General features: G+C 66.6%; 22 protein-coding genes. 17 read left to right on the forward strand and 5 right to left on the reverse strand.

All coding sequences use genetic code 11. The features are described from left to right. Nucleotides 1–41: 41 nt before the first annotated feature. Nucleotides 42–1079 carry an alpha/beta fold hydrolase gene (locus C1A30_RS25230; RefSeq protein WP_101951051.1) on the reverse strand — a complete coding sequence of 346 codons (1038 nt, stop codon included), beginning with the start codon at nucleotides 1077–1079 and terminating at the stop codon, nucleotides 42–44. 135 nt (nucleotides 1080–1214) lie between these two features. On the opposite strand from C1A30_RS25230, the gene C1A30_RS25235 reads away from it, so the two are divergent. Both C1A30_RS25235 and C1A30_RS25240 read left to right on the forward strand, forming a co-directional pair. Next, nucleotides 1215–2510 carry a S1C family serine protease gene (locus C1A30_RS25235; RefSeq protein WP_101951052.1) on the forward strand — a complete coding sequence of 432 codons (1296 nt, stop codon included), beginning with the start codon at nucleotides 1215–1217 and terminating at the stop codon, nucleotides 2508–2510. A gap of 53 nt (nucleotides 2511–2563) precedes the next feature. Beyond that, complete coding sequence (locus tag C1A30_RS25240) at nucleotides 2564–3565, forward strand: glycoside hydrolase family 6 protein (RefSeq protein WP_101951053.1); 1002 nt, start codon at nucleotides 2564–2566, stop codon at nucleotides 3563–3565. A 2-nt stretch (nucleotides 3566–3567) separates the two neighbouring features. On the opposite strand, the gene C1A30_RS36375 is transcribed toward C1A30_RS25240, so the two are convergent. Next, nucleotides 3568–3696: a hypothetical protein gene (locus C1A30_RS36375; protein ID WP_255413258.1), complete on the reverse strand. Its 129-nt coding sequence runs from the start codon at nucleotides 3694–3696 to the stop codon at nucleotides 3568–3570. 110 nt (nucleotides 3697–3806) lie between these two features. Between C1A30_RS36375 and C1A30_RS25250 the strand changes: the two genes are divergently transcribed. Further along, entirely contained in the window at nucleotides 3807–4955 is a 1149-nt protein-coding gene (locus C1A30_RS25250; protein WP_101951055.1) for a hypothetical protein, read from the forward strand. Beyond that, nucleotides 4952–5290, forward strand: a complete 339-nt coding sequence (locus tag C1A30_RS25255) for a hypothetical protein (RefSeq protein WP_101951056.1) — start codon at nucleotides 4952–4954, stop codon at nucleotides 5288–5290. The genes C1A30_RS25250 and C1A30_RS25255 overlap by 4 nt, the downstream gene beginning before the upstream one ends. On the opposite strand, the gene C1A30_RS25260 is transcribed toward C1A30_RS25255, so the two are convergent. Then, the gene (locus C1A30_RS25260; RefSeq protein ID WP_101951057.1) at nucleotides 5287–6066 is read right to left on the reverse strand and encodes a DeoR/GlpR family DNA-binding transcription regulator; all 780 of its coding nucleotides are present in this window, start codon (nucleotides 6064–6066) and stop codon (nucleotides 5287–5289) included. The two genes, C1A30_RS25255 and C1A30_RS25260, sit on opposite strands and share 4 nt — an antisense overlap. A 129-nt stretch (nucleotides 6067–6195) precedes the next feature. Here C1A30_RS25260 and C1A30_RS25265 point away from each other — a divergent pair, with 129 nt between their 5' ends. From C1A30_RS25265 to C1A30_RS25315, 11 genes are all read left to right on the forward strand, one after another. Beyond that, nucleotides 6196–7053 carry a class II fructose-bisphosphate aldolase gene (locus C1A30_RS25265; RefSeq protein ID WP_101951058.1) on the forward strand — a complete coding sequence of 286 codons (858 nt, stop codon included), beginning with the start codon at nucleotides 6196–6198 and terminating at the stop codon, nucleotides 7051–7053. Beyond that, nucleotides 7050–8363: a D-tagatose-bisphosphate aldolase, class II, non-catalytic subunit gene (locus C1A30_RS25270; protein ID WP_101951059.1), complete on the forward strand. Its 1314-nt coding sequence runs from the start codon at nucleotides 7050–7052 to the stop codon at nucleotides 8361–8363. Before C1A30_RS25265 ends, C1A30_RS25270 begins: the two co-directional genes overlap by 4 nt. Continuing rightward, nucleotides 8356–9495 (forward strand): SIS domain-containing protein, encoded by a 1140-nt coding sequence (locus C1A30_RS25275; protein ID WP_235010186.1) that lies wholly within the window; start codon nucleotides 8356–8358, stop codon nucleotides 9493–9495. Before C1A30_RS25270 ends, C1A30_RS25275 begins: the two co-directional genes overlap by 8 nt. Nucleotides 9496–9502: 7 nt before the next feature. After that, nucleotides 9503–10474: a BadF/BadG/BcrA/BcrD ATPase family protein gene (locus C1A30_RS25280; protein ID WP_101951061.1), complete on the forward strand. Its 972-nt coding sequence runs from the start codon at nucleotides 9503–9505 to the stop codon at nucleotides 10472–10474. Nucleotides 10475–10490: 16 nt separating this feature from the next. Beyond that, nucleotides 10491–11411 (forward strand): DMT family transporter, encoded by a 921-nt coding sequence (locus tag C1A30_RS25285; protein ID WP_101951062.1) that lies wholly within the window; start codon nucleotides 10491–10493, stop codon nucleotides 11409–11411. Then, entirely contained in the window at nucleotides 11408–12718 is a 1311-nt protein-coding gene (gene melA, locus C1A30_RS25290; protein WP_101951063.1) for an alpha-galactosidase, read from the forward strand. Before C1A30_RS25285 ends, melA begins: the two co-directional genes overlap by 4 nt. A 5-nt stretch (nucleotides 12719–12723) precedes the next feature. Then, a complete protein-coding gene (locus C1A30_RS25295) occupies nucleotides 12724–14004 on the forward strand; it encodes an ABC transporter substrate-binding protein (RefSeq protein ID WP_101952869.1) in 1281 nt (426 codons plus the stop codon). A gap of 7 nt (nucleotides 14005–14011) precedes the next feature. After that, nucleotides 14012–14905 carry a carbohydrate ABC transporter permease gene (locus tag C1A30_RS25300; protein ID WP_101951064.1) on the forward strand — a complete coding sequence of 298 codons (894 nt, stop codon included), beginning with the start codon at nucleotides 14012–14014 and terminating at the stop codon, nucleotides 14903–14905. After that, nucleotides 14902–15807 (forward strand): carbohydrate ABC transporter permease, encoded by a 906-nt coding sequence (locus C1A30_RS25305; protein ID WP_235010188.1) that lies wholly within the window; start codon nucleotides 14902–14904, stop codon nucleotides 15805–15807. The genes C1A30_RS25300 and C1A30_RS25305 overlap by 4 nt, the downstream gene beginning before the upstream one ends. 3 nt (nucleotides 15808–15810) lie before the next feature. Next, nucleotides 15811–16941, forward strand: a complete 1131-nt coding sequence (locus C1A30_RS25310; protein ID WP_101951065.1) for an ABC transporter ATP-binding protein — start codon at nucleotides 15811–15813, stop codon at nucleotides 16939–16941. A gap of 66 nt (nucleotides 16942–17007) precedes the next feature. Then, nucleotides 17008–17493, forward strand: coding sequence for a hypothetical protein (locus C1A30_RS25315; RefSeq protein ID WP_101951066.1), 486 nt, complete (start codon nucleotides 17008–17010; stop codon nucleotides 17491–17493). Nucleotide 17494: 1 nt separating this feature from the next. Here the strand turns inward: C1A30_RS25315 and C1A30_RS25320 are convergent, their stop codons facing one another. Continuing rightward, on the reverse strand, nucleotides 17495–19825 hold the full coding sequence (locus tag C1A30_RS25320; RefSeq protein WP_101951067.1) for a Tex family protein: 2331 nt from the start codon (nucleotides 19823–19825) through the stop codon (nucleotides 17495–17497). Nucleotides 19826–19903: 78 nt separating this feature from the next. Here C1A30_RS25320 and C1A30_RS25325 point away from each other — a divergent pair, with 78 nt between their 5' ends. Both C1A30_RS25325 and C1A30_RS25330 read left to right on the forward strand, forming a co-directional pair. Continuing rightward, nucleotides 19904–20548, forward strand: a complete 645-nt coding sequence (locus C1A30_RS25325) for a dihydrofolate reductase family protein (protein WP_101951068.1) — start codon at nucleotides 19904–19906, stop codon at nucleotides 20546–20548. Nucleotides 20549–20602: 54 nt separating this feature from the next. Further along, nucleotides 20603–21433 carry an LLM class F420-dependent oxidoreductase gene (locus C1A30_RS25330; protein WP_101952871.1) on the forward strand — a complete coding sequence of 277 codons (831 nt, stop codon included), beginning with the start codon at nucleotides 20603–20605 and terminating at the stop codon, nucleotides 21431–21433. Between the two features lie 6 nt (nucleotides 21434–21439). Here the strand turns inward: C1A30_RS25330 and C1A30_RS25335 are convergent, their stop codons facing one another. Continuing rightward, on the reverse strand, nucleotides 21440–24196 hold the full coding sequence (locus C1A30_RS25335; protein ID WP_101952872.1) for an AAA family ATPase: 2757 nt from the start codon (nucleotides 24194–24196) through the stop codon (nucleotides 21440–21442). Nucleotides 24197–24235: the final 39 nt, after the last annotated feature.

Here is a 24235-nt window from a genome sequence, read left to right on the forward strand (position 1 = left end):
TCAGACGGGCCATCTCTCGGCGCTGGCCGGTTCCGGCCAGTTCACAACAGGCCGAGCCGGGCGGCCTCGGCGACCGCCGCCGTCCTGGACGTCCGCCCGAGCTTGCGGCGGATGTTCGCGACGTGGCGGTGCACGGTGTGCGGGCTCAACATCAGCTGTTCGGCGATCTCGCGGTCGCCGAGACCCCGGGCCACGCAGCCGAGGATCTCGCGTTCACGACCGGACAGCAGACCCTGAGCCTGTTCATCGACAGCGGAAGGGTGCTGCGGTGTCAGCGCCGCGCGGCACGCGCGTGCAACGCCGTCCACGTCGCCATGCCACGGGAAGTGCGAAACCCCTTGCAGCGGAACGAATGTCGAGCACGGGATGGCGGCAGCGACCTCACGGCCGAGCCGGTACGGCACCGCACGGTCATGGCGGCGATGCACGACCGTCGTCGGTTGACGCACCCGCGGCAGGTGTGTGCGCACATCGAGGCGATACACCAAACCCAGTACGGCGGCGGCGGTTTCGGCGCTGGCCGATTCGCGCTGCAATCGAGCGAAGGCGTCGTGATCTGCAGCGTCGGCGCCGCCGAGGAAGATGTCGCCGAGCATGCGTGATCCGAGGCCCCAGTGGGCGCGCACCGCTGCCACGATCGCGTCCCCGACGCCGGGCGGTGTCAGCGCCTCGCCGTGCGAATACGCCCCGTACAGCACGAGTCGCTCCACGCGTTCGGGAAACCTGGCCGCATAGGCCACTGCCGTGCAGGCTCCCGACGACCCCGCGATGACCGTCACGCGGTCGAGGTCGAGTTCGTCGACCAGCGCACGCAGCACGTCGACCTCACCGTCGAGGGTCAGATCCGTATCCCGCACGGTGCGGTCGGACATGCCGACACCGAACCGGTCGTAGCGGATCAGGGTGCGGTCCTGCGCGACGCCTTCCCAGAATCGCCGCACACCGGCGCTTTGCCAGTCGAGTTCGAGGTGACTGACCCACCACGCCGGGGCGATCAGCGGCGGGCCGTGTCCGCGCACCTCGTACGCCAACCGCCTGGCGCCGAGGTGGAGAAACCGAATCTCGGACCTCTCGGACATCCCCATGAGCGTACGACGGTCCAGAGCAAAGTCTCGGACTTCCCTGAGCAGGCTCTCAGTCCCGTCTCAGCCACCGCGGGCACTTTGTTGCTGAAGCCACTGGGCTGATTCACGAATCAAGAAGAACGGAAGACCATGACGAACCAGCCTCCGGGGCAGCCAAACCCGAATGGGCACACCTACATTCCCGCCAACATGCGGTACGACTACCGCTACAACCAGCCGCCGTACTACGGGTATCACGCTGCGCACGAACCGGTTACGGCGCCGATCCCGCGGATTCGGCCCAAGGGTTCCCGCCGCGGCGCCATCATTGCGGGCGCCGCGGTGGTCGCGGTAGTCGGTGGTGGACTCGGCGCGGCCGCGACCGGGGCCCTCACACTGGCCCACGAACCGACCGCGTCCCGGCCGCCGATCACCCAGCTGCCCGCGGCGCCGCAGACCGCCGCCAAGGCACCGGCAGGCAGCGTGGAGCAGGTCGCGGCCAAGGTGATGCCCAGCGTCGTCAAGCTGCAGATCGACATGGGCGACCAGGGCGACACCGGCTCCGGCATCGTGCTGAGCCCCGACGGGCTCATCCTGACCAACAACCACGTGGTGGCGCCCGCCGCCGGTGCCGATCAGGCCGCTCAGCCCGCGTCCTCCGACTCGACCGACGGTGCCGGAATCAAGAAGACCGTCACCTTCGCCAACGGTCAGACGGCGCCGTTCACCGTCGTCGGCACCGACCCGACCGGCGATCTGGCTGTCGTGAAAGCGCAGGGCGTGTCCGGGCTGACGCCGATCGCCATCGGATCGTCCAAGGACGTGAAGGTCGGCGAGCAGGTGGTGGCGATCGGCTCACCGCTCGGCCTGCAGGGCACGGTGACCAACGGCATCGTCAGCGCGCTCAACCGACCGGTTGCGGCCGGTGAAGGCGACGGCAACAACGTCTCGGTGATCGACGCCATCCAGACCGACGCGGCGATCAACCCCGGGAACTCCGGCGGCGCCCTGGTGAACATGAAGGGTGAGCTGATCGGCGTGAACTCGGCGATCGCGAGCATGGGCGGCGGCGACGGCTCCGGCGGCGGCCAGAGCGGATCGATCGGGCTGGGCTTCGCGATCCCGTCCGATGAGGCCAAGCGCATCGCCGACGAGCTGATCTCCACCGGCACCGCCAGCCACGGTTCGCTGGGTGTGCAGCTCAGCGACGACGGCACCAAGGGCGGCGGCGCGGCCATCGGCGAGGTCGTCGACGGCGGACCCGCCGCGGCCGCGGGGGTGCCCAGCGGGGCGGTGATCACCAAGCTCGACGACCAGGTGATCGACGGTCCCGAGGCGCTGGTGGCCGCGGTCCGGTCGAAGGCACCCGGGGACACGGTGTCGTTGAGCTATATGGACCAGTCCGGCGCGACGCAGACCACCCAGGTCACGCTCGGCAAGGCCTGACGGGCGACCCCGGGGATTGGCGCAAGCCGCTTCGACCCATTAATTTCCCCGGGGTGACGTCCACAGCTGCTCGCGCAGTCACGCGGTTGATCGCTCCCCTCCTCGCAACGGCGACCTGTCTTGGCCTCATCGCCGACGCGGTGTCGGTCGGTCCGGTACCTGCCGTGCGGTTGGCCGCCGACGACGGAAACCCGTTGGCCGGGATGCCGTTCTACGTCAACCCGACGTCGTCGGCGATGCGCGCCGCGCAGCAGGCCGACCCGCCGAGTCCCGAGTTGACCGCCATCGCCAACACGCCGCAGGCGTACTGGCTCGTTCCCGGTTCCTCGGCGTCCACCGTCCCCAAGTACGTCGGCGACGCGCAGGCCGCAGGGGCCCTGCCCGTGTTCGCGATCTACGGGATCCCGCACCGGGATTGCGGGAGCTTCGCCGCAGGCGGATTCGGCAGCGGGGCCGAGTACCGGCAGTGGATCGACGGCATCGCCGCAGGCATCGGGTCCGCGCCCGCGGCGGTGATCGTCGAACCCGACGCGCTGGCGATGGCCGACTGCCTGTCGGGGGATCAGCGCCAGGAACGCTACGACCTGATCCGGTACGCGGTCGATACGCTGACCCGCAATCCCGCCGCGGCGGTGTACATCGACGCGGGTCACCTGCGCTGGCACAGCGCCGACGACATGGCTGGCCGGCTCAACCAGGCCGGCATCGACCACGCGCGGGGCTTCAGTCTCAACACCGCGAACTTCTTCACGACGGAAGACGAAATCGGCTACGGCGAAGCCATTTCCGGCCTCACAAACGGTTCGCACTACGTGATCGACACGTCGCGCAACGGCGCCGGGCCTGCGGCCGCCGCCCCACTGGACTGGTGCAATCCGGACGGCCGGGCACTGGGCACTCCGCCGACCACGGCCACCGCAGGCCCGCACGCCGACGCGTATCTGTGGATCAAACGGCCCGGCGAGTCCGACGGGTCATGCAATCGCGGCGACCCGCCGGCAGGCAACTTCGTGAACTCGTTCGCGGTCGAACTGGCGCGCAACGCCGGTCGGTAGCGCTACTCCTGCGACGGCTTGTCGACTTCGTCGTCGGGTAGCGGTAGTGCCTCGGCGCCCGGCGTGCCGGGCGCCAACGCCTCCTCTTCAGCGGCGGGCTGCGGCTTTACATTTCCTTCTGATGTTGTCATGGCGGCCTGATACCCCAACTGCGCGGCAGGTAATCGGGTAGCAACCGGCACCCAAGTGGGGTAGTCGATTACTCCAGCCCACCGTGGCGGGGCGACTTAGTTTCGCGGGCATGAACATCGACAAACCTTTGCCTGGAGCGCGCCAGTTCGAGGCAGAGCCCCCGTTCTGGGGATCCAAAGTCGCCTCGATCACCACGCCGGCCTGGAAGCAGAGCCCGGGCAAGTCCTACCTGATCATGGTCATTGCAGTGCTGGCGTTCGCCGTCGTGCTCGGCGCCGCGTTCGTGGGCCTGCAGTCGATGTCTGCCGACAGCGCTAAATGGGTGCAGCAGGCTGTCGGGCACGGATTCCAATTCGGGCTGTTGGTTCTTCTCTTGGCTGGCGTCTACGGCTGGTACTGGTGGTCGCGGCGGCGGAAGTTGATCGTCTCGGTCACCGACGACGGCCTGACCGTGAGCACCCGTCCCGGCGAGGTGTACCCGTTCACCGGCGCGAAGCTGGGCACCTGGGGAGTGACCGGCGGCGCGACGATGGGTACAGCGCTGCATCTGTATTGCGGCACAAAGCGATTCATCCTCGGCGGACGGGACCGACGCGTATCGGCGAGGACACCGCTGCAAGCGCCGGACGCCGGGTACGGGCAAGCCATCGACGTCGATGCGTCGTTGCCCGCCAACGAGTTCGACGAGATCCTGACCATGGTCAGCCGACGGACCGGGCTTGACGTGCGGCGGCCGGGGCCCGACGAGCCGGTGCGTTGCCTGCTGTTCACGAACTCGCTGAAAGTTCAAGAGATCAGCTCGTTCTCGGTCCGCAAACAGCAACAGTTCATGGGGTCACTCGGCCAACCGCGGCTGGCCATCGAGGTGAGCCCGGACGTGATCCGCGTGCACGATGCGGTCACCAACAACCTGATCGCGTCGGTGTCGCCGGGACAGGTGACCGCGACGCCGGTGACCTTCCGCCCCATGCAGGGCTACCACTGGTTCCCCTCTGCGGGAAACCTGATGAGCGACGCCGCTACCAACTACTGGTCCACCTCACCCGGCATGCGGGTAGCCATTCCCGGCGTGCAGCCGTTGTCCGTCGGATGCCGTGACAGCGTGTCGGGCCTGGACTTCCGGTTCTCCTGGACCGGCGACATTCCCACCGAAGCGGCGCGGGCCGACTACGAGGTCTCAGGGACCGATTGGCTGACGCTCGCCGAGAGCTTCGGGTTGGTCTCCCGCCTCAACACCAAAGGTGAAAGGGCTCAATGATGAGCATGACGGTGCGCGGAATTGCCGGCTTGGCAACGACATTGGCGGTAATGGGGGCCGTTGCCGGTCTGGGTCTGGTCGCGGGCACCGCTGCGGCGGCGCCGCCCGGCGGACCGTACACCTGGTGCCCGGGCGACGATCCGGGTGGCGGCCCCGGCGGCCCGTTCAATTCCCCCGGCCCGCCGAACTGGGACTGGAACATCTGCCACACCTTCTACACCGTCAACTGGGGCCAGGGCAATGTCTCGCTGAGCATCTGGGATGGTGAGAATCCGCCACCGGACAACCGCGGTCCTGTCGGACCGTGCTCGCTGCTGGACACCAGAGGCTGTTAGGGCGCCTCCACGACGTGCACGCGCACACCGGCCGACGCGATCCGGTCCAGTTGATCCCTGTCAGCTGACGAATCGGTGACCAGATGATGAATCTCGTTGAGCGACACCATCTTCGCCAGCGTGATCTTGCCGATCTTTGAACCGTCGACGGCGACCACGACCCGTTGCGCGTTCGCGGCCATGGCGATCGCGGTGCGCGCCTCGGCTTCGTCGAAGGTCGTCGCCCCGACTTCGGCGGACATCCCGTCCGCACCCAGAACTGCGGTCCCGACTGTCACGACTTGAAAGGCGTGTTCGGACATCGGGCCGACGGCCTCGAGGGTGTTCGCCCGCACCAGGCCACCGGTCGCGATCACCTTCATGTGGGCGTCCACCGCGCAATCGGCGGCGATGGTCAACGAATTCGTCACGATCGTCATCTGAGGGCGGCCCTTCAACGACCGGGCCACCTCGGCCGTGGTGACACCGCCGGTGAGGGCAACCGCCTGCGCGCCGGGGGGAATCAGCGCCGCGGCATGTTGGGCGATGCGCCGCTTTATCGCCACGGTCCGATGGTCACGCAGCCGGACAGGAATCTCGCTTCCGCTCGGATCCAGCGCGCGGGCGCCGCCGTGGGTCCGCACCAGGAGGCCCTGTTCCTCGAGTTCACTGAGGTCCCGCCGTAACGTCGCCACCGACACCCCCAACTCATCGCACAGCAGCTGTGACGTCACCTCGCCGCGGGCGCGAAGCAGTGAGAGAACCTGACGGATGCGGTCCGTGCGCTTGATGGACATCGCGGACAACCTCTCGAGATGACGGAGACGCTCAGTTTTCCTGATCGTTTCGCGGCTTTGTATTGCGTGGTTTGAGCGAGCTTTCCATCATCGACGAATGTTCGACACCTTCCGACACCGGTCGGCAACGTGACTGTGGCAGCCACCGCCGACCTGGTCGCGTCGGCGGTGGACGCGCACGCCGCCGTGCTCGCTTTCAACGTCGTCACCCTCGAGCACGCGGAAGGCATCGCCGAAGGTGCCGAGCGCGCTGGCGTTCCCGCTCTGCTGCAGGTCAGCGAAAACACGGTGAAGTTCCACGGCGGTCGCATCGCGCCGCTGATCGCGGCCTGCGCCCACGTCGCCAGGTGCTCCTCGACGCCGCTGGCCGTGCACCTCGATCACTTTCGGGACGAGGCGCTCATCACCGAAGCGCTCGAGCAGGTCGACCTCGGCGTCACCTCGATCATGATCGACGCCGCCCACCTGCCATACCAGCGCAACATCGATCAGACTCGCTCATTCGCGCGCCAAGCCCGCGGCGCAGGACTGTGGGTCGAGGCGGAGTTGGGCGAGATCGGTGGCAAGGACCACGAACCGCTCTCAGCGCACGCGTCGGGAGCGCGCACCGATCCCGCCGAAGCGGTGGCATTCGTAGAGCAGACCGGTGTGGACGGGCTGGCAGTCGCGGTGGGCAGCGCCCACGCGATGACCACCCGTGATGCCGACCTCGATCTCGCGCTGATTCGCAAGCTCAGCGACAACATCGCGATTCCCCTTGTGCTGCACGGATCGTCAGGGGTGCCCGACGATCAGCTGAGGGAGGCGGTAGACGCCGGAATTCGCAAGATCAACATCGGCACCGCACTCAACGTCGCATACACGGGCGCCATCCGGTCAGCGTTCGGGGGCGACACCGCCAAGCCCGACCCCCGCGGTTACCTCGCGGCGGGGCGGCAGGCCATAGCCGACGCCGTGGCAGACCTGTGTCAGGCCGTCGCGCGATGAACAACAGCGAATCACGCACAGTCCTCGAAGATTGGCTCGCCCACACCATCCGACAGCACAAGGCAGGCAAGCCGGTGGGCGTCTACTCGGTGTGCTCGGCGCATCCGACGGTCATCGCGGCCGCCATCGCGCAAGCCGATGTCGACGGCGGCTGTGTGCTGATCGAAGCGACGTCGAATCAGGTCGACCAGTTCGGCGGGTACACCGGTCTGCGCCCGGCGGAGTTCCGCGACCTGGTTCTCCGCATCGCCGAGGAAAGCGGCTTCGCCGCTGAGCGTGTGGTGCTCGGCGGCGACCACCTCGGGCCGAACCGGTGGCAGCGCGAAAAGGCCAGCGTCGCAATGGATAACGCCGAAGTTCTGATTGCCGCCTACGTGGAAGCGGGTTACCGGAAGATCCACCTCGACTGCAGCATGGCGTGCGCAGATGATCCGGCGGTCCTGTCCGACGAGCTCGTCGCGACGCGCACCGCGCGCCTGCTCGAGGTCGCCGAAGACACCGCCAACCGCAGCGGTCTGGCAGGACCCGCCTACGTCATCGGCACCGAGGTGCCAGTGCCCGGCGGCGCGCACGAGACGCTGAGCCATTTGACCCCGACCTCGGCCGAGCGGGCTCGTCGGACCATCGCCGCGCACCGCAACGCCTTCGCCGAAGTCGGTCTCACGCATGTCTGGCCGCGGGTGATGGCTCTGGTGGTCCAGCCCGGTGTCGAATTCGACCACCTCAACGTCATCGACTACGACCGCGACGCGACCGTCGAGTTGCGCCGTGTGCTCGACGACGAGGACACCCTGGTGTTCGAAGCGCATTCCACCGACTACCAGCGACCCGCGCGACTGCGGGAACTGGTCGAGGACCACTGGGCTGTCCTCAAGGTCGGGCCGGCGCTGACCTTCGCGATGCGCGAGGCGCTGTTCGCGCTCAGCCTCATCGAAGCCGAGCTCGTGCCGCGACCGTCGCGGTCCAATCTGGTCGAGGTGATCGAGCGGCGCATGTTGGCCGAGCCGGACCACTGGCGTGGGTACTACGAGGGTGATCCCGTCACGCAGCGCACTTCCCGCCGATACAGCTACAGTGACCGGCTGCGCTACTACTGGGCCGACGAAAAGGTCGACGCGGCGCGGCGAACGCTGCTGACGAACCTCGACCGCACCGGCATACCGCTGCCACTGATCAGTCAATTCCTGCCCGGCCAGTACGAGCGGATTCGGGCAGGCGAACTGGAACCCATCGCGCAATCGCTGGTGATCGACCGAATCCGCGACGCGCTGCGGCCATACGCACAAGCGACAGGAGATGCCAATGCCTGATTCTTCCCACAACGACGGTGGCGCAACGATTCTCGAGATCGGGCAACAACCGGGTGCCTGGCGTGAGGTGGCCGCGCGGTCGGATGGCGACGTCGAGAGCTTCCTGCGTGACGTCTTGGGCCGACCGAATCTGCGGGTGATCCTGACAGGGGCGGGCAGTTCGGCCTTCGCGGGCGAGATCGCCGCGCCCGCGCTGCGGCGCCATCTCCATCGGCGCGTCGAGGCCATTTCCACCACCAGCATCGTCGCCAACCCGCTGGATCACCTCGAGCGCGAAACCCCGACGCTGATGGTGTCCTTCGGGCGATCCGGGAACAGTCCCGAGAGCCTGGCCACGACCGCGCTCGCCGACGAGATCGTCACCGACGTCTGGCATCTCGTCTACACATGCGACCGCGACGGTGAGTTGGGTCGCGCACACAGCGGTCGCGCGAACTCACGGATCGTCTTCATGCCGGAGCGCACCAACGACACGGGCTTCGCGATGACGTCGAGCCTCACGTCGATGTTGTTGTCCTGCTTGTTGATGCTCGGACCGGCCGACCGCGAAGATGCCGACGCGCTGGCCCGAGCGGCGGAACACGTCGCCGGGTTGCAGTCCGATATCCGCGCCCTCGCGCAAGCCAAGAAGCAGCGAATCGTGTACCTCGGCAGTGGTCCGCTCGAAGGGCTGGCGCGCGAGTCGGCGTTGAAGCTGCTGGAGTTGACCGCGGGCGAAGTCGTGACCTACTTCGATTCTCCGCTGGGTTTTCGACACGGGCCGAAGTCGGTCCTGGATGCCGACACCCATGTCGTCGTCTATGTCTCCACGGACCCGTACACGCGTCGCTACGACCTCGACATCATCGCCGAAATCCGCGCCCAACTCGGCGAGGACGCCCTGACGGTCATCAGCACCCAACCGATACCGCCATCACACGGCCCTGCCGTCGTGTTACCCGGGCTCGAGGGTCTCGACGACCCGCTCGTCGCGCTGAGCTATCTGGTGTTCGCGCAGTACCTCGCGCTGTTCACCGCACTGGAACACGGCAAGACACCGGATAATCCTTTCCCATCCGGCGAAGTCAGCCGTGTCGTGCGCGGCGTCACCATCTACCCCATGTCAACCGCGCAAACCCCGACGGGCCGGTGAGGAGATCATGGCGCGCTACCTAGGTGTCGACGGCGGCGGATCGAAAACCGCGCTCGCGCTGATCGACGACGGCGGACACGTGCTGGCTCGTGCGACGGCTCCGACGTCGTACTACTTCAACGACGGCTTCGACGTCGTCGAACGCGTGCTGAGCCAAGGCGTTTCCGAGATCTGCCGTCAGGCTGCCATCACGCCTGCCGAAATCGCCGCGGCGTTCTTCGGCATTCCCGGGTACGGCGAGGCGAGCGAGGACGTCGAACGACTCGATGCGGTTCCTGCCCGGGTGCTTGGCCATGATCGCTACAGCTGTAACAACGACATGGTCTGCGGGTGGGCGGGCTCACTTGCCTGCGAAGACGGCATCAACGTGATCAGCGGCACTGGCTCGATGACCTACGGCGAGCGCCAGGGCGTCGGCCATCGGGTAGGCGGCTGGGGTGAGCTGTTCGGCGACGAGGGCTCGGCGTACTGGGTGGCCACCGCGGGCCTGAACGCGTTCAGCCGGATGAGCGACGGCAGGCTGGCCCGGGGCCCGCTGTACTCGCTGCTCAAGGACCACCTGCAGTTGGCAGGAGACCTGGACGTCGTGAGCCTGGTGATCGAGAAGTGGGCAGGGAACCGCAGTTCCATTGCGGCACTGTCGACCACGGTGTGCAAAGCGGCACAAGCAGGCGACGCCGTGGCGGCGAAGATCCTGTCCGAGGCAGCAGACGAACTCGTGACACTCATCGAAACGACGCGAAAGCTGGTCGGATTCACCGACCAAGAGACGGTGCCGGTGTCCTATTCGGGTGGCATGTTCTCCGACGAGGGCTTCCTGACACGGTTCCTCGCCGCAGTGCAGCGGCAGCCGGCCAAGTACGACCTACAGCGCCCATTGCTCGACCCGGCGCTGGGTGCAGCGCTTTACGCGGCCAAACACAGCGGCCAGCCACTTAGCTCAAGCGCACTACACCAACTCAGCACCAGCCCAACCTGATTCGAAGGCGGACACCATGACAAACCGCAGCTGGATCTTCTATGCCGCACTCCTGATCCTGTTCTGGGGAATATGGGGAGCGTTCTCGGCATTGCCCGCGACGCGCTACGGCTACCCCGACCAGATGATCTACAGCATCTGGGCACTGACGATGATCATCCCAGCGGTCTTCGCTCTGCGCGGCCAACGCTTCGACCGGCGACCGCAAGCCACCATCTACGGTCTACTCATCGGCCTCACCGGCGCAGGCGGCCAACTGCTGTTGTTCCAGGCGCTGACCATGGGCCCTGCCTATTTGATCTTCCCGATCGTGTCGATCTCGCCCGCCATCACGGTGATCATGGCGATGGTTCTGCTGCGCGAACGGATCAGCACGCTGGCCTTCGTCGGGCTGATCGCCGCGCTGGCCGCCATCGTGCTGTTCAGCATCACCAGCGCCAGCTCCGAGGGTTCGTCGGGTCCGTGGTTGCCGTTGGCGATCCTGATCTGCGTAGCGTGGGGCGTACAGGCGTACTTCATGCGGAAGACAGCGACCATCGGCGTCAACGACGCGACCACTTTCGGCTGGATGGCCATCAGCGGGATTCTGCTGATCCCGGTCGCGCTGCTCTCGCTCGGCGGGTTACCCCTCGATTTCCCTTGGCAGGCACCGGCATTGACCGCCGCCACCCAGCTGCTGAACGCGGTCGGCGCGCTGTTCCTGGTGATGGCGCTCAGCCGCGGCAAGGCCACCATCGTCGCGCCAACGACGAACGCCCTCGCTCCAGCGCTGACCATCGTCGTCTCCTTGATCGCCTACCAGACCCTGCCGAGCCCGTACGGCGCCGTCGGCATCGTGCTGGCGCTCGTCGGTTCGACGCTGATGGTCTACAGCGACGAAAAGCGCGGTGACGCCCCGACACCGGCGGTGCCCACCAAGTCGAGGAGCCTCACGTGAAACCGACCGTCGTCATCATCGGCGCGGGCAGCGTCGAATTCACCCGCGAACTCCTCGGCGACATCCTGTCATTCCCCGAACTGGCCTCGATTCGGGTCGTGCTGCACGACATCGACGCGCAACGGCTGGAAACGGCCGAGGCGATCGCACGCGCCACCGCAAGGGCGGCAGGCGCGCAACCAGAGGTCGTTGCCACACTGGACCGGCGTCGAGCGCTCGACGGCGCCGACTACGTCATCAACGTCATCCAGGTCGGCATGCATCGAGCCACGGTGCGCGACTTCGACATCCCGGCCAAGTACGGCGTGCACCAGACCATCGGCGACACCATCGGCATCGGGGGAATCTTCCGTGGGCTCAGGACATTTCCCGTGCTGGCCGACATCGCCCGCGACATGCAGCAGGTGTGCCCGGATGCGTGGCTGCTGAACTACACCAACCCGATGGCCATGAACATCACCTACCTGCACCACGTCGCGCCTGACGTGAAAGTGCTCGGGCTGTGCCACTCCGTGTACTGGACGATGGTCGGCTTGTGCGAGCTCGTCGGCGTGCCATACGACGAGGTGTCCTACTGGTCGGCGGGTGTCAACCACCAGGCCTGGGTGCTGCAGTGGGAGCGCGCAGGCCAGGATCTGTACCCGTTGCTGGATCAGCGAATCCACGACGACCCCGAACTGCGCCGGCGCGTCCGGGTCGACATGTACCGACGGCTCGGCTACTACCCGACCGAGACCAGCGAGCACTCCAGCGAATACGTCCCCTGGTACGTCCACCACCCGGCCGAGGTCGAGCGGCTACGGATCAACATCGGCGAGTACGTCTCCATCAGCGAGCGCAACCTCGCCGAATACGACCGCGTACGAGCGGAATTGGCGCACACCGAGTCCCTTGCGGTGGACACCACCTCCACCGAGTACGCCCCCCAGGTGATCCATTCGCTGCAGACCGGTACGCCCCGGGTGATCTCCGCCAATGTCATCAACGCGGGTCTGATCACCAATCTGCCCGACGGTCTGGCCGTCGAAGTCCCCACCCTGCTCGATGCACTGGGCGCACATCCGATGCGGGTGGGCGACCTACCGCCGCAATGCGCCGCGCTCAACCGCAACTTCCTCGGCCCCGTCGAGTTGGCGGTGCGTGCCGCCGTTGACGCGGACCCGCGCCTGGTCCGCGCGGCCGCCATGGTGGACCCCAACACGGCGGCGACGCTGACCGTGGACCAGATCTGGCAGCTGTGTGACGAACTGACGGTCGCACACGGTGACCTGCTACCCGAGCCGCTGCGCTCACCGACAAAGGAGTGATTACCGTGATTCGACGCCGGCTGTGCCTCGCAGTGGTAGCTGTCCTCACGTTGGTGCTGGCCGCGTGCGGCGGAGGCGGCACCTCATCTTCGGGGCCGACCGAGATCGCCGTGTGGCACGGATACCAGGACACCGAAGGCGACGCCTTCAAGGGTCTGATCGACCAGTACAACAAGGCGCACCCGGACGTGAAGGTCACGGAACTGTATTCGAGCAATGACCTGGTGTTGCAGAAAGTTCTGACCGCGGTACGGGGAAACAGCGCACCCGACGTCGCCTACATGTTCGGGTCGTGGTCGCCGAACATCGCCAAGATCCCGCAACTGGTGAACATGAAGGACGTCGTCTCCGGGCCGGACTGGAAATGGGACGACTTCTACCCCGCAGAGCGGGAAGCGGCCACGGTGGGAGACAAAGTCGTCGGCGTCCCGGCGCTGGTCGACAACCTCGCGATCGTGTACAACAAGAAGCTCTTCGCCGACGCCGGGATCGCGCCGCCGTCACCGACATGGACGTGGGACGACTTCCGCGCAGCCGCCGCGAAGCTGACCGATCCGGCGAAGGGACAGTACGGCTGGCTGATTCCGGCCGACGGCAGCGAGGACACGGTCTGGCACTACATCCCGATGCTCTGGGAGGCGGGCGGCGACATCCTGTCACCCGACAATGCGCATGCCACGTTCAATTCGGAGGCGGGCGTGAAGGCGCTGACTACGCTGCAGCAGATGGCGGTCACTGACAAGTCGCTGTACCTGGATACCACCAACGACAACGGACCCAAGCTGATGAACAGCGGCAAGGTCGCGATGTTGGTCACCGGACCGTGGGATCTCAGCTCGCTGACCGACATCGAGTACGGCGTCCAGGTGATGCCGACGTTCGCTGGTGCCGGTGACTCGCACCAGACGATCTCGGGGCCTGACAACTGGGTGGTGTTCAACAACGGGGACAAGAAGAAGAAGGCGGCGCTCGACTTCGTCAAGTGGCTCACCGCACCCGAGCAGGTCAAGGAGTTCTCGCTGCAGACCGGGGACCTGCCTACCCGCGTCTCCGTCGGCAAGGATCAGGAACTTCTGGCCAAAATGAATGAAAAGCTGCCCGGCAGCACCACATTCGTGGAGAACCTGAACAATGTGAAGAAGGTCAGGCCCCAGGTCGAGCAGTATCCCGCTGTGTCCGAGGCGCTCGGTCAGGCGATCGTGGCGGTCATGCTCGGCAAGGATCAGCCTGCGACGGCCCTCAACGGCGCCGCGCAGGCCGCCGACACGGCACTGGCCGGTAAGTAGTCGGCAGATGCCCGCACTGCTGCGCCGCATCGGTCACTCGGAAAGCCTGTCGGGCTGGACACTGGTGAGCCCGGCGGCAGTGCTGATCGGGATATTCGGGCTGCTGCCGGTCGTCATGTCGCTGATGTTGTCCTTTCAGCACTCCGACCTGCTGACCCCTGAGACGCCGTGGGTGGGTCTCGACAACTACCGGAAGTTGGCCGAGGACCCGGTGTTCGTCGAGGCGATCAGGCACACCATCATCTACACCGCCCTGTTCGTTCCGGGAACGATGCTGGTGGGTCTGTTCGTCGCGGCGGCAATGAACCGCTCGGTGCGGTTCATCTCGGTGTACCGAACGACCGCGTACATCACGATGGCGGTCTCCACGATCTCCCAGGGCATCATCTTCCTGTGGCTGACTGACCGTGACTACGGCATCGTCAACGCGGCACTCAACGCCGTCGGGGTGCCGTCACAGCCGTTCCTGGCCTCCCCGTCGCAGGCGCTCTATGTCATCGTGGCCATGACGATCTGGGGGTGGACCGGTTTCTCGGTCATCGTGTATCTCGCTGCGCTGCAGGGTGTTCCAACCGAGTTGCACGAGGCAGCGGCGATCGACGGGGCGTCTGCCGCCACGCGGTTCCGCACCATCACGGTGCCGCTGCTCGGCCCGGCGAATCTGTTCCTCGTCGTCTGGCTGACGATCAATGCGCTGCAGCTGTTCGACGAGGTCTATGCGACCACACGTGGCGGACCGCTGCGCGCCACCACCGTCATCGTGTACTACCTGTGGGACCGCGCCTTCGTGCAGTTCGACGCCGGCTACGCCGCGGCGATGGCCTACGCGCTGTTCGTGGTGATCCTGCTGATCACCGCCGTCCAGTTCCGTATCGCCAGGAAGCATGTGCACACCTCATGAGCATCGATCTGCCGACGCGACCCCATACGGCCAAGGCACCCACCGAGCCTGAACCGACCTCCCGCATGCGACTGCCGTTCAGCCCGTGGCATCTGGTGCTGATCCCGCTGAGCTTCCTGCTGGTCGTCCCGTTGCTCTGGATGCTGGTCACCTCGCTGGAAACCGAAGGTGAGGCGAACCGATTCCCACCGGTGCTGATTCCGCAGCATCCGCGGTTCGAGAACTACTCCGAAGCGTGGGCGGCGGCACCGTTCGGCCACTTCTTCCTCAACAGCCTGACGGTCACGTTTGTCGTGCTGGTGAGCAATCTGGTGGTCTGCAGCCTGGCCGGCTACGCGTTCGCGCGGATCCGATTCCTCGGTCGCGGAGCGCTTTTCGTCACGCTGATGGCGACGCTGATGGTGCCGTTCCAAGTGACCATGATCCCGGTGTTCCTGATCGTCAAGTGGTTCGGGGACAATGTGGCCGAGGGTCTCGGGATCGACCACATCGGCGCACTGATGCTGCCCAATCTGGCGACGGCGTTCGGAATCTTCTTCCTGCGCCAGTTCTTTCAGACGGTGCCCGTCGAACTCGAGGAGGCCGCCCGCGTCGACGGCACGTCGCGGCTGGGTGTGCTGGTCAAGATCGTGCTGCCGTTGTCGCTGCCCGCGTTGTCCACTCTCGCCGCGCTGACGGTGCTGACCTCCTGGAACGACTTCCTGTGGCCGTTGATCGTGATCACGTCGCATGACCAGATGACGGTTCCGTTGGGGCTCAGCTACTTCCAGGGTGCGCACAGGGTGAAGTGGCCGTTGCTGATGGCGGCCAACGTGATGAGCCTGCTGCCGATGCTGTTGGTCTTCATCGGTGCGCAGCGCTACTTCGTCCAGTCGGTGGCCAATACCGGACTGAAGGGTTGATCCATGGCAGAGGTGGAGTTTTCCGGCGTCACCCGACGGTATGCCGGGGGAGTGACGGCGATCAACGGTCTGGACCTGACGGTCGCCGACGGCGAGTTCTTGATTCTCGTCGGCCCGTCCGGCTGCGGCAAGAGCACGGCGCTGCGCCTGCTGGCCGGTCTCGACAAACCGACCTCGGGCGAGATCAGGATCGGCGGCGAGGTCGTCAACAATCTGGCGCCCGGCGAGCGCGATATCGCGATGGTGTTCCAGAACTACGCGCTCTATCCGCACATGTCGGTGTACCGCAATCTCGCCTACGGGTTACGTCAGCGCCGGACGCCGCGCACCGAAGTCGAGCGGCGAGTCAAAGAGACCGCAGAATTGCTTCAGATCACCGAACTGCTCGACCGCAAGCCCGGCCAACTGTCCGGCGGTCAGCGACAACGCGTCGCGATGGGCCGGGCCCTTGTCCGGCGACCCCAGGCGTTCCTGCTGGACGAACCCCTGTCGAATCTGGATGCCAAGCTGCGCAACCAAGTTCGCGGCGACCTGAAGCGACTGCACCGGGAAGTCCCCGTGACATCGATCTACGTCACGCACGACCAGGTCGAGGCGATGACCCTCGGCGATCGGCTGTGTGTGATGGCAGGTGGCGAAGTACAGCAGATCGGCACCACCGACGACATCTACAACCGCCCCGCCAACACGTTCGTCGCCGCGTTCATGGGCAGTCCGCCGATGAACCTGATTCCGGGTGTCGTCCGTGCCGGGGTGCTGAACATCGGCGGCATCGGGGTGACCGCGGTCCCGGCGCCTGATGGTCCCGTGACCGTCGGGGCGCGGCCCGAACACCTGGTGCTGCACACCAGCCCTGTCGAAGGCACGGTTAAAGCCCGTGTCGACTTCGTCGAGCCTCTCGGCAGTCATGTCCTGGTGACAACGCAGGTCGACGTGCGCGGTGAAGGCGTGCTGGCGACGACGGATCAGGTGCAGGTGATCGTGTCCGCGCCTGCGGGAACCGAGTTGCCAAGCGGTGCGCAGATCGGGCTCGAGCTACCGCGGGAGCGTACCTACTTCTTCGATGCGGAAACCGGCGACGCAAAACAGGTAGTTGACTACGCAAGCCAAACAATCGGGGCACTGAGAAGCTAGCCACACGCTGACACAGTTGTATGCAAGGGGGGATCAGCGATGTGGATAGGATCGATCAGACTGGTTGTGGAAACCAAGGATTCGCTGGATGCGGGAACCGACAGCCTGGTCCAGGCCAGCGTGTTGCGCGACGGTAATTCGCTTCGCGTGCTGAACCTGGACTACCCGACAGAGGACGACCTCGAGCGTGGTGCCATCCGGAACTACGACTACATGGGCCCGACGAAGCTGCCGCGCAGAAACGACAAGACACCACAGCTGCCGCCGGGCGTTGGCCAAAACCCCATGCCCTATCCGGGATACGGGTTCGAATTCTCCAACGGGCTACACGGCCACCTGGTGCTGCAGTTGAGAATTCGTGGCGACGACATGTGGATCAAGGACGACGTCGACTTGTACGTCCGACCCATCCGCCAACGGGCGACCAGCTTCGACACGTTGGCGTGGGTGGAGGACTCGGACTGGACCTATATCGCCAGTTGGACTCGCGACGTGCCGATGAGCACCGACTCTGACGAAGGCTCGACCACCTGGAACCTGCGGCTGACCTGAGTCACCTGCCGAAGCCGGCCTTGCGCAGGGCCTCTGCCATCGAGCCTTGCGCTTGGCTGGGCTCACGACGCCCAGAGTCCTTGCCACGGCCGGGGTTTGGCCGCTTGCCGCGCTGCGGATCGGGCCGCTTTCCCCGGTTGGGCGCGGGGGTGTCGTTGAGCCGAAGCGTCAGCCCGATCCGCTGGCGCTCGACGTCGACATCGAGCACCTTGACGCGCACGACCTGTCCGGAGCGCACCACCTCGTGCGGGTCGGACACGAACCGGTCGGCCATCGCGGATACGTGCACGAGACCGTCCTGATGGACGCCGACATCGACGAACGCGCCGAACGCCGCGACGTTGGTGACCACGCCTTCCAGCACCATGCCGACCTTGAGGTCGGCCACCTTCTCCACACCGGCGGCAAAAGTGGCGGTGGTGAACGCGGGCCGCGGATCGCGTCCCGGCTTCTCGAGTTCGGCGAGAATGTCGGTCACCGTCGGGATGCCGAACCGGTCGTCGGCCAAGTCGGCGGGTCGAAGGGATTTCAACGTGCGCTCGTTGCCGATCAGTTCGGCGAGCGTGACGCCTGAGCGGTCGAGGATGCGCCGGACCACGGGATACGCCTCGGGATGCACACCGGACGCGTCGATGGGATCGTCGCCGCCGCGGATCCGCAGGAAGCCTGCGCACTGCTCGAATGCCTTCGGGCCGAGGCGAGGAACCTTCAGTAGGGCCTTCCGGTTCCGGAACGGCCCGGTCTGGTCGCGGTGGGCGACGATGGCCTCGGCCAACGATTCCGAGACGCCAGAGACGCGGGCCAGCAACGGGACCGACGCGGTGTTCAAGTCGACACCCACCGCGTTCACCGCGTCCTCGACGACGGCGTCCAGGCTGCGGGCCAGCGTGCCGGGCGTCACGTCGTGCTGGTACTGGCCGACACCGATCGACTTCGGCTCGATCTTCACCAGCTCGGCCAGCGGATCCTGCAGTCGTCGCGCTATCGACACCGCGCCGCGCAGGGTGACGTCGAGCGTCGGCAACTCGTGCGCCGCGTAGGCGGACGCTGAATACACCGAGGCGCCCGCCTCGCTCACCATCGCCTTCGCGGGTGCCTTACCGCCGGCGGCCCGGATGTCGGCGATCAGTTCGGTGGCCAGCGCGTCGGTTTCGCGTGACGCCGTGCCGTTGCCGACGGCGATCAACTCGACGCCGTGCCGCGCGACGAGCGCGCCCAGCACCGCCTTCGCTGAATCCCATTGCCGCTGAGGCTGATGCGGGAAGATCGCGCACGTGTCCACGACCTTGCCTGTGCCGTCGACGACGGCCACCTTGACGCCGGTGCGGTAGCCGGGGTCGAGGCCCAGCGTGGTGCGGTTGCCTGCGGGCGCCGCGAGCAGGAGGTCCTTGAGGTTCTTGGCGAACACCGCCACCGCCTCCTCCTCGGCGCGTTGCCGCAACCGGATGCGGGCGTCCACCCTGGCAGAGATCATCAGCTTGGTGCGCCAGGCCCAGTCGACGGTCGCGGCCAGCCACGGCGTCGCGGCCGCGTTGGCTGTCATGTCGATGCCGAGCGTCCTCGCGATCATGGCCTGGTATTCGGCGTCGTCACCGCCGTCGAACGTCAGCGCAAGCGCCTCTTCCTTCTCACCGCGCAGCACGGCGAGCACCCGGTGCGACGGCATGCTCTCCAACGCCTCGGCATACTCGAAGTAGTCGCGGAACTTCTGCGCCGCTTCGCTTTTCGCAGTATCCGCAGACCAGGGCGCCGTCTTGAGTGAACCGCTCGACCAGAACTTCTCGCGGACAGCGCCGACGAGTTCGGCGTCTTCGGCGGCGCGCTCGGCGAGGATGTGCCGCGCCCCGTCCAACGCCGCGGCGGCGTCGGCCACGTCGGCGCTGACGAAGTCCGCGGCCGCGTCCTCGGGCAGCAGATTCGGATCCGCCAACAGCCGGTCGGCGAGGGGTTCGAGGCCGGCCTCGCGGGCGATCTGCGCTTTGGTCCGCCGCTTCGGCTTGTAGGGCAGGTAGATGTCCTCGACGCGCGCCTTGGTGTCAGCGGCCAGCAGGGCGGCCTTCAACTCGTCGGTGAGTTTGCCCTGTTCTCCGATGGAGGCCAGCACCGCGGCCCGACGGTCGTCGAGTTCCCGCAGATACTGCAGGCGTTCGTCGAGCTGGCGCAATTGGCCGTCGTCGAGACTGCCGGTCGCCTCCTTGCGGTACCTGGCGATGAACGGGACGGTTGCACCCTCGTCGAGCAACCGCACAGCAGCGGCCACCTGACCTTCGCCGACGGCCAATTCCGCAGCGAGACGGGCATTTATCGACTTCACGGTTGAGCTTTCAGCCACGCGAAGACTCTACAGCGATGACTTCTGCGCCGAGCGGTGGTCTGATCATGGGCATGTCTACGACGAGGAGACAAAAACGTGGTGCAACTATTGAGAGTCCAGAACTTCAACGTGTCCAGCGACGGATTCGGGGCGGGGGAGAATCAGAGCCTGGATCACCCCTTCGGCGACGCCGACCCTGGCTCGATGTTTGCCTGGGCAGGTGCGACGGCGAGTTGGCCCAACCGTACCGACCCGGGCGGCAGCAGGGGTCTCGACGACTATTTCACGCGGGACTTCGCCAACAACATCGGTGCAGAAATCATGGGCCGCAACAAGTTCAGTCCCCCCCGCGGCCCGTGGCGCGACCACGACTGGCAGGGCTGGTGGGGTGACACCCCGCCGTTCCACACCCCGGTGTTCGTGCTGACGCATTACGAGCGGCCGTCGTTCACGTTGTCCGACACGACTTTTCACTTCGTCAACGCCGATCCGGCGACCGTACTCGCGACAGCCCGCGCGGCCGCCGACGGCAAGGACGTCCGCCTCGGCGGCGGCGCGAGCACCATCCGGGAGTTCCTGGACGCCGGCCTTGTCGACACGCTGCATGTGGCGGTGTCAGAGGTGGAGATCGGGTCGGGCTCGCGGTTGTGGCACTCACCGGACGAACTCGACGATGAATTCCACCATGACGTCGTGCCCAGCCCGAGCGGCGTGACCCACCATCTGTTCTGGCGCCGCTGAGCGGCGGTTTCAGTCGAATCCCAGCGGGCCGGGGCTAGCCTGAAACACGTGCAGATGAAAATCGGGATTTCCACGTTCGTCAACGACGACACCATCGACACCGCGTCGCTGGCCCGCGCCATCGAGGAGCGCGGATTTCACTCGTTTGTGATTGCCGAGCACACGCACATCCCGGCCAGCAGGGAGTCGGCCTATCCGCTCGGTGGCGAACTGCCGTCCATCTACTACCGGACCCTGGACCCGTTCGTGACGCTGGCCGCCGCCGCGGCCGTGACCTCGACGATCGAGTTGTTCACCGGGGTCGCGCTGCTCATCCAACGTGACCCGATCATCACCGCGAAAGAAGCCGCCAGCATCGACCTGATCTCCAACGGCAGATTCGTGTTCGGGGTGGGTGCGGGCTGGAACCTCGAGGAGATGCGCAATCACGGCACCGACCCGAAGACGCGCGGCAAGCTGCTCGACGAACGCATCGAAGCCATCAAGGCGCTGTGGACCACCGAACCCGCCGAGTACCACGGCAAATACGTGGACTTCGAGGCGTCGTACATGCGGCCCAAACCGGTACAGAAACCGCACCCGCCGATCTACATCGGCGGTGATTCCGACGCCACCGTCAAGCGGGTGATCCGCCACGACGCGGGCTGGATCTCAAACCCGCTGCCGGTCGAGCACCTGAAGCGACGCGTCGATCAAATGACCTCCGGGGCGGGTCACGCGGTGCCGCTCGCGCAGTTCGGTACCCCGGTCGACCAGGACTACTGGCGCGCCATGGAGGAACTCGGCTACGGCCAGATCGCGTTGCTGTTGCCGACGAAGCCGCGGGACGACTCACTGCGCCTGCTCGACCAGTACGCCGAAGAAGTGTCCCGGTATCGCGGCTGACTACAGTCACACCAGTTGCAGAGCGACGCTGCGCAATTCGCGGCGTGACGTGACGCCCAACTTGGCGTAGATGCGGCCGAGATGCCACTCGACGGTGCGCGCGCTGATGAACAACTGCGCGCCGATCTCGGAGTTCGTGTAGCCCTCACGAGCCAACCGGGTGATATGACGCTCCTGGGTGGTCAGCGGCGTCATGGTGCCCTGGCCGCGCTGGCGGACCTTCTCCCCGGCGGCCTGCAGTTCGCGGCGCGCACGGGCGGCGAAGCCCTCTGCGCCCATGGTGTCGAACATGTCATGCGCGGTGCGAAGTTGCGCCTGGGCATCCGCCCTGCGACTGACCCGCCGTAACCATTCGCCGTAGGCGAGATGCGTGCGGGCCCGGTACACGACAGCGGGGCTGCGCTGCAGATGATCGAGAGCCCGGCGGAACTCGACATCGGCGTCCGCGTCACCGGCGATCAGCGCTCGGCTGCGCGCTTCCAGCCCCAGTGCGGTGTCCGTTCCGCTGGCCTTGGCCCGCTGCGACAGTTCGTCGAGAACCTCGGAGGCCAACGGAGTCTCTCCACATCGGGCGGCCGCCTCGATGGTTTCAATCATCAGATAGTTGGCCATGCCCACGTCGTCGTACTCCAGGCCGTACAGGCTCGCGGAGAGAGCCTCGGGGTACTGCGCCAGTCCGATGTGCAGGATCGCTACCGCGTAGCGCGCCACGGTGACGTCGGTGCCCTCGCCGCGAACGGTCGACGCCTCGATGGTCGCTTCGGCGGATTCCAGGCATTCCTTCTGCCGGCCCCGGTACGCGGCCAGGTACGGGCCGATCACCCGGTGCGGCGGGGTGTCGGTCGCCGCGGCGATGAGGTCGAGTTCATCGAGCGCCGCCGCGGCCTTGCCGAACTCGCCGCCCGTCACACACAACCCGGCGTAGGTCGACAGCGGTGAGGCGATCTGCGTCAGTTTGCCTGCAGCGCGCAGCATCTCGAGCTGACTCTTGGTGAGCGCCGTGTAGTTGTCGAGGTCGAAGAGGTCAAGGCACACCCGCATGGTGATGTCGTGCCACCGCGGCTGGGCAGTTTTCGCCGCCGCCTCCCGCGCATATTCGGCGATGCCTGCTTTCAGCAGTGGTGCGCCGGCAACGTATCCGTCGGTGAGACGGATGACGAGCCCGTCCAGCAGCATGTCGACCGACCGCGACGACGCCCGTGCCGGCACTGCGGCGCGGGCCGCACGCGCGATGGTCGCGGGCGAACTGGTTTCATCGGCGGGTAGCCGACCCACGATGAGCGAGGACATCAACGCCTCGAGGTAGGTTTCGCGCGCCAAGCTCGCGTCCACCGTGTTCAGTCGCGTGGCGGCGGCCAGCAGCAGCGGCGGTCCGTCCCGGCCTCGATGTGCCGCGAACGCCACCTTCGCCCGCATCAACTCGACATGCGCGCCGATCCAGTCGTCGTCGGTCAACTCGGCGGCGAGGTCAAGCAGCCGGCCCGCCTTGTCCAAGGCCCCGGCGTCGAGATTGGTCTCCGCTGCAGCCAGGGCGCGCCGCGCCCGTCGGGTCCGATCCGGTGTCGCCGCGACGGCTTCGGACATGAACGCCGCAGCGCCCGCGACGCCGCCGCGCGCCCGCGCCTGTTCGGCAGCCGCCACCAGTTCCACGGCGATGTCTTCGTCGGGGACCTCGGCCGAGCGGGCGCGATGCCACGCCCGGTGATCGGCGGTGTTGCGTCCGGAGATGACGTGGGCGAGCGCATCGTGCACCCGGCGGCGGTCGGCCAGCGGCGCGTCGCCGTAGATGGCGGACCGCACCAGCGGGTGGCGGAACCGGACCCGGCCGTCGAATGTGACCAGCCGGGCCCGCTCGGCGGGTGCGGCCGCGTCCACGCCGATCCCGAGGCGTGCGGCGGCCGCCCACAGCCATGGCAGTTCGCCCGTCGGCTCGGCGGCGGCGATGAGCAGCAACAGGCGGGTCGGTTCGGGCAGGGCGTGGAACTGGCGCAGATACGTGTCCTCGATGCGGCCGGAGATGGACTTCGCCTCGGCAAGGCCGTATCCGCCTGCCAGCTCGACCGGGCTCAACGCACCGTGAAGTTCGCGCAGCGCCAACGGGTTTCCACCGGACTCGGCGAGAATGCTTTCCCGCGCACTGTCGCTCAGCCGTCCCGGCATCAGGGCCGACAACAGCGCCCGCGCATCCGAGTCGCTCAGGCCGCCGAGGACCAGCTCGGGCAATCCGCTCAATTGGTCGACGTGATGGCGGGCAGCGAAGAGCATCACGACCCGGTCGGCCAGCAGCCGGCGCGCCGCGAACGCCAGCGCCTGTACCGACGCGGCGTCGACCCAGTGTGCGTCGTCGATGACGCAGACCGTCGGCTGCTGGGATCCGGCTTCCGCGAGCAGCGTCAGCACGGCGAGGCCGACCAGAAGAGGGTCGGGTGCGGCGCCGCTTTCGGCCACCCCGAGGACCGTCTCCAACGCCGCGCGTTGTGGTTTGGGCAGCCGGTCCAACAGCTTCGTCAGGGGCGCGCAGACCTGTTGGACGCCGGCGTAGGCCAGTTCCATCTCCGACTCCGCGCCACTGCATCTGATGGCTCGGAACTCCACCGCCTGCCCGATGACGGCATCGATCAGGGCGGTCTTGCCGATACCGGCCTCGCCGCGCACGACGAGCACGCCGCTGTGGCCTTCACGCGCACCGCCGAGTAGTCCGGCGAGTAGCTGCTGCTCACGTCGGCGGCCCACAAAGGCCCCCGGGTGAGCGTCGGCACGCATGGCGAACATAGTTACACGAACAACCGTCCCTGGCAGCCG

It is taken from the genome of Mycobacterium sp. 3519A (assembly GCF_900240945.1).
Taxonomy (GTDB): Bacteria; Actinomycetota; Actinomycetes; order Mycobacteriales; family Mycobacteriaceae; genus Mycobacterium.

What these genes read in the sequence shown, in the direction of transcription:
- C1A30_RS25230 (WP_101951051.1), bottom strand. Translation starts at nt 1,079, where the DNA reads ATGTCCGAGAGGTCCGAGATTCGGTTTCTCCACCTCGGCGCCAGGCGG.
- C1A30_RS25235 (WP_101951052.1), top strand. Translation starts at nt 1,215, where the DNA reads ATGACGAACCAGCCTCCGGGGCAGCCAAACCCGAATGGGCACACCTAC.
- C1A30_RS36375 (WP_255413258.1), bottom strand. Translation starts at nt 3,696, where the DNA reads ATGACAACATCAGAAGGAAATGTAAAGCCGCAGCCCGCCGCTGAAGAG.
- C1A30_RS25250 (WP_101951055.1), top strand. Translation starts at nt 3,807, where the DNA reads ATGAACATCGACAAACCTTTGCCTGGAGCGCGCCAGTTCGAGGCAGAG.
- C1A30_RS25255 (WP_101951056.1), top strand. Translation starts at nt 4,952, where the DNA reads ATGATGAGCATGACGGTGCGCGGAATTGCCGGCTTGGCAACGACATTG.
- C1A30_RS25260 (WP_101951057.1), bottom strand. Translation starts at nt 6,066, where the DNA reads ATGTCCATCAAGCGCACGGACCGCATCCGTCAGGTTCTCTCACTGCTT.
- C1A30_RS25270 (WP_101951059.1), top strand. Translation starts at nt 7,050, where the DNA reads ATGAACAACAGCGAATCACGCACAGTCCTCGAAGATTGGCTCGCCCAC.
- C1A30_RS25275 (WP_235010186.1), top strand. Translation starts at nt 8,356, where the DNA reads ATGCCTGATTCTTCCCACAACGACGGTGGCGCAACGATTCTCGAGATC.
- C1A30_RS25280 (WP_101951061.1), top strand. Translation starts at nt 9,503, where the DNA reads ATGGCGCGCTACCTAGGTGTCGACGGCGGCGGATCGAAAACCGCGCTC.
- C1A30_RS25285 (WP_101951062.1), top strand. Translation starts at nt 10,491, where the DNA reads ATGACAAACCGCAGCTGGATCTTCTATGCCGCACTCCTGATCCTGTTC.
- C1A30_RS25300 (WP_101951064.1), top strand. Translation starts at nt 14,012, where the DNA reads ATGCCCGCACTGCTGCGCCGCATCGGTCACTCGGAAAGCCTGTCGGGC.
- C1A30_RS25305 (WP_235010188.1), top strand. Translation starts at nt 14,902, where the DNA reads ATGAGCATCGATCTGCCGACGCGACCCCATACGGCCAAGGCACCCACC.
- C1A30_RS25310 (WP_101951065.1), top strand. Translation starts at nt 15,811, where the DNA reads ATGGCAGAGGTGGAGTTTTCCGGCGTCACCCGACGGTATGCCGGGGGA.
- C1A30_RS25330 (WP_101952871.1), top strand. Translation starts at nt 20,603, where the DNA reads ATGAAAATCGGGATTTCCACGTTCGTCAACGACGACACCATCGACACC.
- C1A30_RS25335 (WP_101952872.1), bottom strand. Translation starts at nt 24,196, where the DNA reads ATGCGTGCCGACGCTCACCCGGGGGCCTTTGTGGGCCGCCGACGTGAG.